Here is a 13321-nt window from a genome sequence, read left to right on the forward strand (position 1 = left end):
AATAGGCATTCTTCTGTCGTATAAACGGTACCATTTCCATCACAATGAATAGAGCCACCTTCTAAAACAAGAGGTGCTTGGTAGAGATCATCTTTCGTTATCTCTACCATCTTTCCGGCCACAGCATTATCGAAATCCCATGGAGAATACAGTCCGTCAATGAGCCCTCCCCATGCATTAAATTCCCAACTAATGCCTCGGCGCTCGCCATTTTCATTGACCACGTAGGTCGCACCAATGTCTCTCATCCAGCTATCATTGTATTCCATTTCAATAATTGTGATTTGAGAAGGTAGCTGGTCACGGGCGTTGGTCAGTTGATCATGTGGAACAAGCATAATAACTGGAGTCGCTTTTGCTATCGTAATTGCGGTCTCTACAAAGGCTTTCTGAGCAGGTTTCCCATTTAAGCGCCAATTGTCGCTTCGAGTTGGCCATGCCATCCATATTTCACTGTGTGCTTCGTTCTCTCCTGGCATGCGAAAATTATCACTTGCTGGGAATGATTCTATCAAGTTTCTCACGTCATGCTCCTCGGCTTACTCAGTTCTTCAATTGGCCATCTAGCGTTAACAAGTGTTTGTAATGTTCTGGACGTCTATCTCTGAACAAGCCCCAAGCACTTCGTTGAAATTCAATTTCATCTAAGTCAAATTGGTGAATGAGAAAGCACGATGATTCGCGGTCAGCTTTTTCTAATATCTCACCGGTGTAGTTTGCAATAAATGAAGAACCAAAAAACGTGATTTCTTGGTCTTTCGATTTGTCCCGCTCGATACCGGTGCGGTTAGAAGCGATAACTGGGATTTGATTGGCTGCCGCATGCCCTTGCATCACACACTGCCAATGTGATTGAGAGTCCATATTTGGTTGGCTAGGTTCACTACCAATCGCGGTTGGGAACAACAATAGCTCAGCACCTTGCAGCGCCATACTACGCGCCGTTTCTGGGAACCATTGATCCCAACAGATACCGACTCCGACTTTTGCGTAGCGAGTGTTCCATACCTTAAACCCAGTGTCACCTGGGCTGAAATAGTACTTTTCAAGATATCCATCGCTGTCTGGAATATGAGTTTTTCTATAGATTCCGAGTAGGGAACCGTCAGCATCGATCATCGCAACGGAGTTAAATCGCACATTGCCAGCTTTCTCAAACCAACTAAAGGGCAGAACAACTTCGAGCTCCTTTGCCAATTGTGACAGTCGCTTATATGCATCGTTTTCTTCTAAGTAAGTCGCTAAGTTAAGATATGACTCTTCTATTTCAATGCAAAAATAAGGTGTTTCAAACAACTCTTGCAGCAAGATTATTTGTGCACCTGCATTGGCGGCTTCTCGGATTAAAGTCTCTGCTTGCTGTATGTTTTGTTCTTTATTCCAACTACAGCTCATTTGTGTCGCGGCGACAGTGACTGTTCTAGACATAGTGTTTTCCTTCTTTATGCGTACATCAAATCTATCGTTATTACCTAACGTTTAAAAATGGGTTATTCTCATTAAACTATGAATTAGATTCATAAAGGTAAGTGATGAATATCGATTTAAACCAATTAAAAGTACTTATTGCACTTGATGATGAACGCAACATAACACGGGCGGCGAGTAAGCTCTTTGTTAGTCAATCTGCCGCGAGTCATAGCCTGTCTAAATTGCGACAACGCTTCAATGACCCATTATTTATACGAACTAGCCAAGGAATGATGCCAACGCCTTTCGTACGAAAAATGTTACCTGTTTTACGCCAAGGTATGGATACCGTAGAGCGTTCAATTACTGTCGAGAAAAACTTTAATCCTGCAACGGATTCACATACGTTTTATATTGGAGCCTGTGACTACTTTGAATTTATTGCCATGCCAGAGTTGACGGCGACTTGTACTCAACATGCCCCTAACATTCGTATATCTGTCGACATTAATTCAGAGCATATTAAGATGCAGCGTGTTGAAGGAGGGCATCTAGATCTTTATGTCGGTGTTGATAACATTCAAAAAACGCCAAATAACTTTAATCATCATCCATGGATTACCGACAGGTATGTCGCTGTGATTGCAGAATGGAGAGAGATTTCTGATAAGTTGACTTTAAATCAATTTGCGGCTGAAAATCAGGTTCACCTGCCTATTTCCAGTAACGCTTCGGACGTGATCGATAATTGGTTACACGAGAGAAATTCTTATCGAAGCATTCAAATGATTGCGCAAAGTTATGCTGTAGGAGGTCTAATTAGTGCTCGCTCTGGGTTGCTTTTTTGTGTTCCATTCAAAGTTGCAACTCAATTAGTCGACATGCTCCCACTAAAAATTGTCGAATTACCTGATGGTATACCGGATCTTTCGTTAAGTATTTTGAGTCACAAACTCTACGATTATCATGGGAGCGTTGAATGGCTGTTAAAGCAAATACGCGGTATTCAATAGCGATAACCAAGATAAGTCGAGAGTTGTGTGTATCTAGTGGATTTTTCTATCGTATATCACATGGTAGTGATTGCTAATTAACTTCCCTGTGTTAAATTATAATTAACATAAAGGCGATGATTTGCTCATTTTACGGTTTAAGTTAGTTTATAATTAACGCCGTTTGGATTTGAGGGGTTATTTTATTTACATAGAAAAGTGTTTTTTAAAGTACTTAAATCATCGGCTTCGATTATTTATGCATACAAGGAAGTAAGGATAATTTATGAACAATCAGGTATGGTCAGAGCGCGCTGAGCAGCTTACATTTGCAACACAGGCTTTAATTGATGGTGAACTCACCGATGCGGTTAGCAGTGAGACCTTTCCTTGTATTAACCCCGCTAACGGTCAACTACTGGGCCACATTTCCAGATGTGATGAAGCCGATGTGGAGTTAGCTGTTTCCGCTGCTAGAGAAGCGTTTGAAAGTGGAGTTTGGTCTGAAATTGCTCCTTCGGTGAGAAAGGAAACGCTACTAAAATTTGCCGAGTTAGTAGAGAAGAATAAAGACAAATTGGCGCTCATTGAATCGTTAGATGCCGGTAAACCTATCGGTGACACATTAGGTTATGATGCCCCCGCTACTGCTCGCTGTCTTGCGTGGAATGCAGAAGCTATCGATAAAATCTACGATGAAGTCGCTCCCACGACTCGGGATGCGTTGGCCTTGGTTACGCGTGAGGCTATCGGGGTTGTCGCGGCGATCGTTCCTTGGAATTTCCCAGCTGTTATGGCGTCGTGGAAACTGGGTCCGGCTCTTGCAGCAGGGAATTCAGTGATAGTTAAGCCTTCTGAGAAAAGTCCGCTATCTGCTATTTTTCTCGCTCAATTAGCGATGGAAGCAGGAATACCAAAAGGGGTATTTCAAGTTCTTCCAGGCTTTGGGCAAGAGGCAGGGCAGGCCTTAGCTCTTCATTTAGATGTTGACTGCATTACCTTTACGGGCTCAACCCCCGTCGGTAAAAAGCTTCTTACGTTTGCAGGCGAATCCAATCTAAAACGAACGTTCATGGAATGTGGTGGTAAAAGTCCTCATATTATTTTTGCTGATGTTAAGGATATAGATAAGGCGGTGAGCACGGCATTATCGGCTATCTGTTATAACCAAGGTGAAGTTTGTACCGCTGGCTCGCGATTGTTAGTGGAGAGAAGTATCTACAATCAGGTTTTAGAAAAGCTCAACGAGGGTGTGAAGTCGTGGCAGCCAAGTAACCCTCTTGATCTAGATACATCAATGGGTGCAATCATCGACGCACAGCAAATGGAACGTATTCTTAGCTATATTCAGATAGGTAAAAAGGAAGGGGCGAGACTTTTATGTGGTGGCTCTAGGACGCTGGAAAGAACTGGAGGGTTTTATATTGAGCCGACTATCTTCGCTGATGTGACTCAAGATATGACCATTGCAAAAGAGGAGATCTTTGGTCCAGTGTTATCGGTATTGGCGTTTGATACATTTGAACAGGCAATATCAATGGCAAACGACTCTGAATACGGGTTAGCCGCTGGTCTTTGGACGAGCGATATATCAAAAGCAGTACGTGGGTCGAGAGCATTGAGAGCAGGTACGGTTTTTGTGAATAACTGGGATGGCGGTGATATGACGATGCCTTTTGGTGGGTATAAGCAAAGCGGAAATGGCCGTGATAAGTCTCTTCATGCGATTGAAAAGTATACAGAAATAAAATCGACTTGGATTGAATTAGATTAGTGAGATTCCGAGAAAAGAGTTGGCTAATTGACTGGCCAACTCTTTGATTTTATTTAGTATTAAAAGGTTACGGGTGTTGCAGCGCTGATCAACTCACACTCTATTTTGCCAATATTCCTAAACCGATGAGGTTGCTGAGTTTTAAAGTAGTACGAGTCACCGGCTTTGAGTATTTTTGATTGATTACCGACAATGACCTCTATTTCACCTCGTAAAATGATGCCAGCTTCTTCACCTTCATGTTGTATTTCATCGATTCCGGTGTCTGAACCAGGTGGAAATACTTCACGCATGAGGGCAAGTTTGCGTGAGCTTTTTGTCCCTCCCACTAATAACATACTAATGACTTTGTCACCTATATCGACGAGTTCGTCTGCGGTGAAAAATATTTTGTCTTCTGCTTCAATTTCATCGGTGAAAAATTCACCCATCGACACTGATAGAGGTTCGAGAATTTTTTTCAAAGAGCCAATCGAAGGGTTGACCATATTCTTCTCGATTTGAGAGATCATTGCATTGGTAACGCCACTTTGTTTCGCTAATTCTCTTTGCGAAAATCCTTTCATCGTTCGGATTGTTTTTAGCTGCTTACCTACATCCATAATACATTCCATTTGCACTCGTTTTCTCGCACCCAAAATCATGACTGAAAAAGAGTAGTTCGCCTGTGCGTCAGTTAAAGTGAGCACATAATACAATAAATTCGCAACGAGTCACGCGGTGTTGTTATCGTTTCGGTTATTTATATTGTTATTTTATATTAATCAGTTTGATAGGCTTTACACACTTTTATCGAGGAAAAACTGAGCAATCCACTGCATGATTGTCGATGAGTCAGGAGATAGTTTTAGGGATTTTAGTGCTTCTAAATAACGAGCTTCATCGATCGTTCCATGTTTGAGTTCCACGATTCGACGTACAAAGTCTACTGAGAATTCTGGATGACCTTGAATGGTTAAGATATGGTCATCTTTCGCGAGCATATAGTGGGGGCAAAAGTCACTCGAAGCGATATGAACCATGTCGTTTGGAGATTCTATGATTTGGTCTTGATGACTAACTAAGACATTGATAGAGGTTTTCTTTGGTTTCATCCAAGTTTTGGTTTGAAGAACTTTATTCACACTCATACCGATACCCCATCCTTTGGTGGACTTCTCAACCACACCGCCTAGAGCTATATTGATGATTTGATGGCCAAAACATATTCCGACGAGTGGTTTACCTTGTTGATCGCAACGTCGAATCCAACTGGCAAGTTCATTAATCCACAGTTCATCGGCGTAAGAGTCGTGTACGCTCCCTGTAATTATGTAGCCTTCACATTGGTCTATATCATCAGGAAGCATGCGCTCTAAAGCGCTATATATGGCGTAATCAAAGTCGCCATGAGGTGATAGCGTGGCCATAATCATATCGGCGTACTCACCATTGCCCGCTTTTAACGCTGGGCTTACTAGCCCAGTAACAATTATTCCTATTTTCATATGTAAACCTTGTTATTGAAACTCTATATCAAATGAGAAATCAAAATGTTGGAGGAGTGGATGCGCTGATTAACTCACACTCTATTTTTCCTATATTGCGAAAGCGATGCGCTTTGCCAGTTTCAAAATAGTAGGAGTCCCCAGGTTTAAGGATCTTTGTTTGATCGCCTGCCGTGATTTCGATTTGGCCACGAAGAATAATGCCGCTCTCTTCTCCATCATGTTGCAATAAATCACTCCCTGTATCAGCTCCTGGTGGATAAACCTCACGCATCAGTGCCATTTTTCGGCCTTCGGTTTTACTGCCAACAAGGAGCATGCTAATCACGCCGTCACCCATATCGACAAGCTCGTCACTGTTAAAAAATATCTTATCTTCGCTGTCGACATCGAGCGTAAAAAATTGGCCCATCGACATGGACATAGCATCTAAGATTTTCTTCAGTGAACCTACGGAGGGGTTCAACTGATTTTTCTCGACTTGAGATATCATGACATTGGTAACACCACTGCGTTTTGCCAGTTCTCTTTGTGAAAACCCTTTTTCTAAACGAATGCTTTTAAGTTGTTTTCCGACATCCATTCGCTATTCCTTATGTTATGAAGAGGAATTGTTCATTTCGGCGGTACGCTTTTTGTCAGCTCTGGCCATTAACCACCATGCGATAAAAGAGGCGCATGAAACAATCAATATCATAATTGTAGATAGTGCATTGATTGTTGGACTTAACCCAAGCCTTACTTTAGAGAAAACAACAATTGGCAGCGTACTGGAGCTTGGTCCAGACACAAAGCTAGCAATAACGAGATCGTCTAAAGAGAGAGTAAAGCCAAGCAACCAAGCCGCGATTAAAGCTGGGAAGATCATTGGAATCGTAATCGTGAAGAAAACCTTCCAGGGTGGGGCACCAAGGTCTAACGCCGCTTCTTCGATTGAACGGTTCATTTCTTGTAAACGTGAGCCAATCACGACGGTCACATAAGCAGTACAAAAGGTGACGTGAGCTATCCATATAGTCATCATTCCTCGTTCGGCAAACAATTCGAAAATCTGCCCAAGTGAAATGAACAATAGTAATAATGATAAGCCTGTAATCACTTCGGGCATAACCAAAGGGGCAGTGATCATAAATGCAAAACTGGTGCTTCCGCGAAATTTACCAAACCGATGTAATATAAAGGCCGATATTGTTCCGAGCGCAACTGCGCTTGTTGCGGATAATGCGCCTAAGATAAGGCTGAGTTTTACCCCTGTCATTAGCTGGGTATCATTAAATAGCTCGGTATACCATTTTAACGAGAACCCTCCCCAAACCGTCACTAATTTACTTTCATTAAATGAGTAGACCATAAGGACTAAAATCGGGATATATAGAAAACTTAGGGTTAACCCTATTGCGAGCCATTTCCACTTTGTATTGTAAACAGGTATCACATTCATTATGCGGCCTCCAATTCACGTTTCTGATAATTATGGAACCAAATAATAGGAATCATAAGTATAAGTAACATGGCGATTGCAACAGCTGAAGCGACGGGCCAATCTCGGTTGTTAAAGAACTCTTGCCATAGTACTCGTCCAATTAATATGGAATCGGAGCCACCGAGTAATTCGGGTATTACAAACTCACCAACCGAAGGAATGAATACCAACATTGATCCCGCAATAATGCCTGGTTTAATTAATGGTATTAGAACTTGATAGAGGACTTTAAAAGGTCTTGCTCCTAGATCGAATGCAGCCTCAATAAGAGAGTAATCCACTTTCATTAGGGCAGTGTAGAGCGGTAAAACCATAAAGGGTAGATAGGTATAAACAATACCGATATAAACGGCTAAATCGGTGCGTAAAATCTGTAAAGGCTCATCAACGATCCCTATGCCGATTAAGAAGTTGTTTAGTAACCCATTGTTTTTTAACAACCCCATTAACGCATAGACTCTTATTAGAAAGCTGGTCCAAGAAGGTAATATGATCAGCATTAGCAACACATTTCGAGTAGCTGGAGTAGAGTGTACGATTGCCCATGCTACAGGGAAACCGATTAAGAAACATAATACGGTAGAAACAAAGGCGATTCGAATGGACAGTAAGTAAGACTCAAAATATAAGCTGTCTTCGATAAGGAATAGGTAGTTGCCATAATTTAAAGAAAGCTGAATAGTCTCATCGACTATATTCAACAATTCACTATACGGTGGGATAGCAATTTCAGCTTCTGCAAAACTGATCTTGAATACAAACAAAAAAGGCAGAAGGAAAAACAGTAGTAGCCAGCTATAGGGTACAAAAAGTACCGAGTAGCGTTTAATCGATTTCAAAGCTTGAGTTGTCATCTTCATATAGTTAATACCACGCCACTGTCCATTTCCCAATATACGCTGACCGTATCATTCCACGTAGGCATGCCTTCCATCTTGCGACTGATATTTTGTACCGACACCACAACGAGTTTGTTACTTTCTAGCCTTACGTGGTAAATAGATTGGCTACCCACATACGCAATATCTTCAACGATTCCTGAGCAGCTGTTTTCTCGGTCAATAATCTCGGTTTCGAGGAATACTTTTTCTGGGCGGACTGCCACCATTAAATTGGAGCCTTCTGTCGCAGTCACTTCGTGGTCAAAAATGATTGGGTTTTTCATATCGGGGGAATCGATAACGGCACGGCCGTTGGTATTACTGCGTAAAAAGCCTTCGAATATATTGACTGAACCAATAAACTCAGCACTGTACTTAGAGTTTGGTGATTCATAAAGAGAACGCGGTGACCCAACTTGGACAAATTTTCCGTCATTCATAATCGCAATTCTGCTGGCCATCGTCATCGCTTCTTCTTGATCGTGAGTCACCATTACGCAGGTTACTCCTACACGCTCAAGAATATCGACGATTTCCAGTTGCATCTGCTCGCGTAAGTTTTTATCGAGTGCGCCCATTGGCTCATCGAGTAATAGAAGGGTTGGTTTTTTGACCAGGCTTCTAGCTAGAGCAACACGTTGCCTTTGTCCTCCAGAGAGTTGGTGTGGTTTGCGATTGGCATATTCCGTCATGCGAACTAATTCAAGAAACTCTATTACGGTCTTTTTTATTTCGGCTTTAGACAGTGCCTCTTGTTTTAAACCGTACGCAATGTTGTTAAAAACCGTCATATGAGGGAACAGAGCATAGGATTGGAACATCATATTGACGGGGCGTTGGTAGGGAGGAATGTTCGATAAACTTTGGCCTGCAAGAAGAATTTCTCCGGAGTCGGGCGATTCAAATCCAGCGAGCATTCTTAGCAGTGTTGATTTCCCACATCCTGAACCGCCAACTAAAGCAAATATTTCTCCGTGTCTGATTTTTAAATCAAGGTTATTTACAGCAGTATGACCACCAAATGTTTTCGTCAATCCACGTATTTCCAATAATACTCTTTTCTGCTTCTTGCCAGGTGAAGGTTGAGTTTGATTTTCTAATGTCACAGCAGGAGGAATTAATGTTGTTTCTTGTGTGGTAGCAGTCATAAAAATATCCCTATATTTTAAAACTATGGTCCTGTAAATCTAAAGCCCTGGCTAGAGTAGCCAGGGCGAAGAGTTTATTTAGTTTTTGACAAATTCAGTCCATGAACGGGTGATTAGACGATCGATTTTCTTGGGCATGATTTCATTACTGTACAGCTTAGCCAGCACCTCTTCTGAAGGGTAAATTCCTTCGTTAGAAAGCACTTCTTCATCAACAAACTCATGAGATGGAATATTTGCGTTTGCGTACCATACGTAATTACTGATTTCAGCGATGACTTGTGGGCGAAGTAAGTAGTCGATAAACTTCATTGCATTTTCTGGGTGTTTTGCACCTTCTGGTATGGCCATTAAGTCGAACCACGCTAGCGCACCTTCTTTTGGAATTGAATATTGCACTTCGATTCCGTTCTCTGCTTCTTCTGCACGTGTCGCTGCTTGTAAAACATCACCAGACCATCCAATCGCTACACAGATGTCACCCGATGCTAGGTCATTGATATATTGAGAAGAATTGAAGTATGTAACATACGGTCTGATTTCTTTAAGCAATGCCAGTGCTTCTTTATAATCTCCCGAGTCTTTCGAGTTTGGTGGTTTACCTAGATAGTTTAGTGCTGCAGGGAATATTTCAGTTGGTGCATTGAGAAAAGCCACACCACAGCTTTGAAGTTTTTCCATGTTCTCAGGTTTAAAGACAAGATCCCAGCTATCTACAGGAGCATCTTTGCCTAATACCGCTTCAACTTTTTCTTTGTTGTAGCCAATTCCAGTCGTTCCCCATAAATAAGGCACTGCATGGGCATTCTCAGGATCTGCAGATTCTGATAATACACTCATCAGCTTTGGATCAAGGTTGGCGTAGTTGGTGAGTTTGGTTTTATCTAGAGGCATAAATACCCCAGCTTTTACCTGACGACCTAAAAAGTCATTGGAAGGCACCACTAGATCGAACCCTGTGTGTCCTGATAACAGTTTTGCTTCCAATACCTCATTGGAATCAAACACATCATAAGTCACTTTTATCCCTGTTTCCGCTTCAAACCCCTTGATTGTGTCTTCAGCAATATAGTCTGACCAATTGTATACATTAAGTACTTTTTCTTCCTCAGCAAAACTAGAAGAGGCTGCTAGCGTCATCGCACAAGCGAATAGACTTTTTTTAAAGGTATTATTTAACATATAAACTCCAATCCTTGAAATTAATGGTATGTGACTTGGTTACAGTGATGTTTGTGTCAAGTCTAGGGCTTGCTTTACTTTTGAAATGAGTAAATCAATTTCTTCTGTGCTGGTAATCAGAGGGGGAGAAATGATCATCGTATCTCCAACGGCCCTCATTATCAGACCACTTTCTATACAATTGTCACGACACAGCATTCCCACTTCGAGTTCGCTGTCGAAACGTTCGTTGTCTGATTTATTTTTTACTAACTCGATGGCTGCAACCATCCCTTTGGATCGCGCTTCACCCACGAGTGGATGCGACGCTAACGATTTCCATTTTTCACTGAAGTAAGGAATCGTTTCTTCTTTTAAGCGATCAATAATTTTTTGAGATTGCATTTCTTTAATATTGGCAATGGCAACCGAGCAAGCAACGGGGTGGCCTGAATAAGTAAATCCATGCGCAAACTCTGAATCAAGATTTTTAATAACCTCTGCGACTTCATCCCGTATCATCACCCCGCCTAATGGGAGGTATCCCGAGGTAATGCCTTTCGCCATGCAGATAAAGTCTGGGCGAATCTTGAATGTATCACTGGCGAACCATTCACCTGTGCGACCAAAACCACAGATGACTTCGTCTGCGATTAACAAAATTTCATATTTATCACAAATTCTTTGAATTTCTGGCCAGTAACTTTCGGGTGGAATGATTACGCCGCCGGCCCCTTGAATAGGCTCAGCGATAAATGCCGCGACATTATCTTCACCAAGTTCAAGAATCATTTTTTCGAGTTGCTGAGCACGCTCTAGACCAAATGCTTCAACATCTTTGCCTTCACACTCTTCAAAGGCATAAGGCTGATCAATGTGTACGATATCTGGCACTACGCATCCGGTTTGCTTATGCATCAGGCTCATACCACCTAGACTCGCGCCAGCAATGGTACTTCCATGGTATGCATTCTTGCGGCTGATTATGGTTTTCTTGCTCGTTTTCCCTTTGCCATTCCAGTAATAACGAACCATACGTATAACGGTATCGTTACATTCGGAGCCTGAGCCTGTAAAAAAGACAGTATTCATTCCTTTAGGCGTGACTTCTGAAAGCAGCTTGGCCAATTCAGCAGCAGGTTGGTGAGTCGTCTTGAAGAACAAATTGTAATAAGGAAGCGTTTCTAGCTGTTTTGTCGCGGCATCGATTAATGGTTGACAGCTATACCCCATGTTAATGCACCACAGCCCAGACATCGCATCGAGATATTGTTTCCCAGATTGGTCATAAATATAGATGCCTTCTGCACGGTCGATCAATAAAGCTCCTTTCGTGTTTAATTCCGAAAAGTTGCTAAATGGATGTAGGCAGTGGTTTGCATCGTCTTGAACAAATTGATTCATGATGTTGTCCTATAATTTACTTTTTATACATTTAACAGTAAGAACTCACGTTCCCACGAACTTATGACTTGGAAGAAAGTCTTGTACTCTTGACGCTTAGTTGAGATGTAAGCAGACACAAATCGTTGCCCGAGGATATCTTTAAGCTCATCATTTTGCTCAAGCAGCAGTAATGCATCTTCCAATGTATGTGGCAAAGTGTTGGGATCTTCGCTGTGGTCTTTATCTGTTTTTGCGGTTGGCTGTAATTTGTTGGTCATGCCCAAATAACCACAAGCAAGCGAAACAGCCATTGCTAAGTAAGGATTGACATCGGAGCCCGGGAAACGATTTTCTACACGGCGCGAATTTGGACTAGATCCAGGAATGCGAATACCTACAGTACGATTATCTTCGCCCCATTCCATATTGCTTGGTGTACTTTCACCAAAATTCAGTCGACGGTAAGAATTGACGTTCGGTGCCATAAAAGCGATACAAGCAGGCATGAATTGTTGTAAGCCACCGATATAATGGTAAAACGCTTCGCTGCCACAACCATCTTCTTTACTGAAAATATTGTTGCCGTCCTTATCTAATATGCTTTGGTGGATGTGCATTGACGAGCCCGGCTCATGTTCCATGGGTTTCGCCATAAAAGTGGCATACAAATCGTGCTTCAATGCCGTTTCGCGAACAGTACGTTTAAACAGGAAGGCTTGGTCCGCGCATTCTAAAGCATCACCATGCTCGAAATTGATTTCCATTTGAGCGGCGCCGGACTCATGAATCAAGGTGTCGACATTTAAATTCTGTGTATCACAATAGTCGAACATATCCTCAAACAAGGGATCAAACTCATTAAGTGCATCAATACTATAAGAACGACCTCTAATTTCAGGACGGCCATTACGTCCAATCGGTGGCTCAAGTGGGAAATCTTCATCGAGATTTTTCTTTACAAGATAAAACTCTAGTTCTGGTGCAACAACAGGTGTTAACCCTTTCTCTTCATATAGACTGAGTATGCGTTTGAGAACACTTCTCGGAGCAATATCAACTAACTCACCATTATTGTCGAAACAATCATGAATTATTTGGGCCGTAGGCTCTTTGGCCCAAGGGACGAAACGTATCGATTTTGGATCTGGATTTACATTCATATCACTATCGGTTGGATCAATCATACTCTCGTCATCTGGCCAATCCCCAGTGATAGTCTGCAAGAAGATACTTTCTGGTAACTTCATTCCTTTTTCTTTTAAGAATTTATCGGCAGGAATTATTTTTCCTCGTGCGTTACCCGTAGTGTCAGGAATAATGCACTCTACTTCGGTGATATTGTTGTCTAAAATCCATTTCTTGATGTTGTCCATAAAACCATTTTGCCTCTTATCGAGTTAATTTACGTGACGTTATTTCCTCGTTAGCGCCTGCATAAAACTGTCCGCGAAGTAAATCGCATAACATCATCTTAATGTTGTTGTTAATTATAATTGCACATTTTAAAATAAAGTACACAGTTTTTGATCCGTTTTAGCCAGATTATTACATTAAGTGTATTATTATACTTTACATTTTGAGGTGTGAGAGTACTCTAAT

The 13321-nt window shown here is 41.7% G+C and carries 13 protein-coding genes; 2 read left to right on the forward strand and 11 right to left on the reverse strand.

Features of this window, described 5'->3' with window-relative positions; genetic code table 11:
• Positions 1 to 524: agmatine deiminase family protein (locus tag ACXJY6_RS19265; RefSeq protein WP_458769328.1), on the reverse strand; the 524-nt coding region annotated here is incomplete at its 3' end.
• A gap of 19 nt (positions 525 to 543) precedes the next feature.
• Positions 544 to 1428 carry an N-carbamoylputrescine amidase gene (gene aguB / locus ACXJY6_RS19270; protein ID WP_458769329.1) on the reverse strand — a complete coding sequence of 295 codons (885 nt, stop codon included), beginning with the start codon at positions 1426 to 1428 and terminating at the stop codon, positions 544 to 546.
• Positions 1429 to 1532: 104 nt separating this feature from the next.
• Between aguB and ACXJY6_RS19275 the strand changes: the two genes are divergently transcribed.
• Both ACXJY6_RS19275 and ACXJY6_RS19280 read left to right on the forward strand, forming a co-directional pair.
• Positions 1533 to 2423 carry a LysR family transcriptional regulator gene (locus ACXJY6_RS19275; protein ID WP_458769330.1) on the forward strand — a complete coding sequence of 297 codons (891 nt, stop codon included), beginning with the start codon at positions 1533 to 1535 and terminating at the stop codon, positions 2421 to 2423.
• 265 nt (positions 2424 to 2688) lie between these two features.
• Positions 2689 to 4176, forward strand: coding sequence for an aldehyde dehydrogenase (locus tag ACXJY6_RS19280; RefSeq protein WP_458769331.1), 1488 nt, complete (start codon positions 2689 to 2691; stop codon positions 4174 to 4176).
• 59 nt (positions 4177 to 4235) lie between these two features.
• Here ACXJY6_RS19280 and ACXJY6_RS19285 read toward each other — a convergent pair whose 3' ends face one another.
• The 9 genes from ACXJY6_RS19285 to ACXJY6_RS19325 form a co-directional block, all read right to left on the reverse strand.
• Positions 4236 to 4778 carry a cupin domain-containing protein gene (locus tag ACXJY6_RS19285; protein ID WP_458769332.1) on the reverse strand — a complete coding sequence of 181 codons (543 nt, stop codon included), beginning with the start codon at positions 4776 to 4778 and terminating at the stop codon, positions 4236 to 4238.
• Positions 4779 to 4955: 177 nt separating this feature from the next.
• Positions 4956 to 5663, reverse strand: a complete 708-nt coding sequence (locus ACXJY6_RS19290; RefSeq protein ID WP_458769333.1) for a glutamine amidotransferase-related protein — start codon at positions 5661 to 5663, stop codon at positions 4956 to 4958.
• Positions 5664 to 5703: 40 nt separating this feature from the next.
• A complete protein-coding gene (locus ACXJY6_RS19295; RefSeq protein WP_458769334.1) occupies positions 5704 to 6246 on the reverse strand; it encodes a cupin domain-containing protein in 543 nt (180 codons plus the stop codon).
• A gap of 15 nt (positions 6247 to 6261) precedes the next feature.
• A complete protein-coding gene (locus tag ACXJY6_RS19300; RefSeq protein WP_458769335.1) occupies positions 6262 to 7104 on the reverse strand; it encodes an ABC transporter permease subunit in 843 nt (280 codons plus the stop codon).
• Complete coding sequence (locus ACXJY6_RS19305) at positions 7104 to 8006, reverse strand: ABC transporter permease subunit (protein WP_458769336.1); 903 nt, start codon at positions 8004 to 8006, stop codon at positions 7104 to 7106. Before ACXJY6_RS19305 ends, ACXJY6_RS19300 begins: the two co-directional genes overlap by 1 nt.
• On the reverse strand, positions 8003 to 9175 hold the full coding sequence (gene potA, locus ACXJY6_RS19310; protein WP_458769337.1) for a polyamine ABC transporter ATP-binding protein: 1173 nt from the start codon (positions 9173 to 9175) through the stop codon (positions 8003 to 8005). The genes ACXJY6_RS19305 and potA overlap by 4 nt, the downstream gene beginning before the upstream one ends.
• A 78-nt stretch (positions 9176 to 9253) precedes the next feature.
• Positions 9254 to 10315, reverse strand: coding sequence for a polyamine ABC transporter substrate-binding protein (locus ACXJY6_RS19315; protein ID WP_458769350.1), 1062 nt, complete (start codon positions 10313 to 10315; stop codon positions 9254 to 9256).
• 81 nt (positions 10316 to 10396) lie between these two features.
• Positions 10397 to 11740: an aspartate aminotransferase family protein gene (locus ACXJY6_RS19320; protein ID WP_458769338.1), complete on the reverse strand. Its 1344-nt coding sequence runs from the start codon at positions 11738 to 11740 to the stop codon at positions 10397 to 10399.
• A gap of 23 nt (positions 11741 to 11763) precedes the next feature.
• Positions 11764 to 13095, reverse strand: a complete 1332-nt coding sequence (locus ACXJY6_RS19325) for a glutamine synthetase family protein (RefSeq protein ID WP_458769339.1) — start codon at positions 13093 to 13095, stop codon at positions 11764 to 11766.
• Positions 13096 to 13321 lie beyond the last annotated feature (226 nt).

Source organism: Vibrio phycocola, from assembly GCF_054404255.1.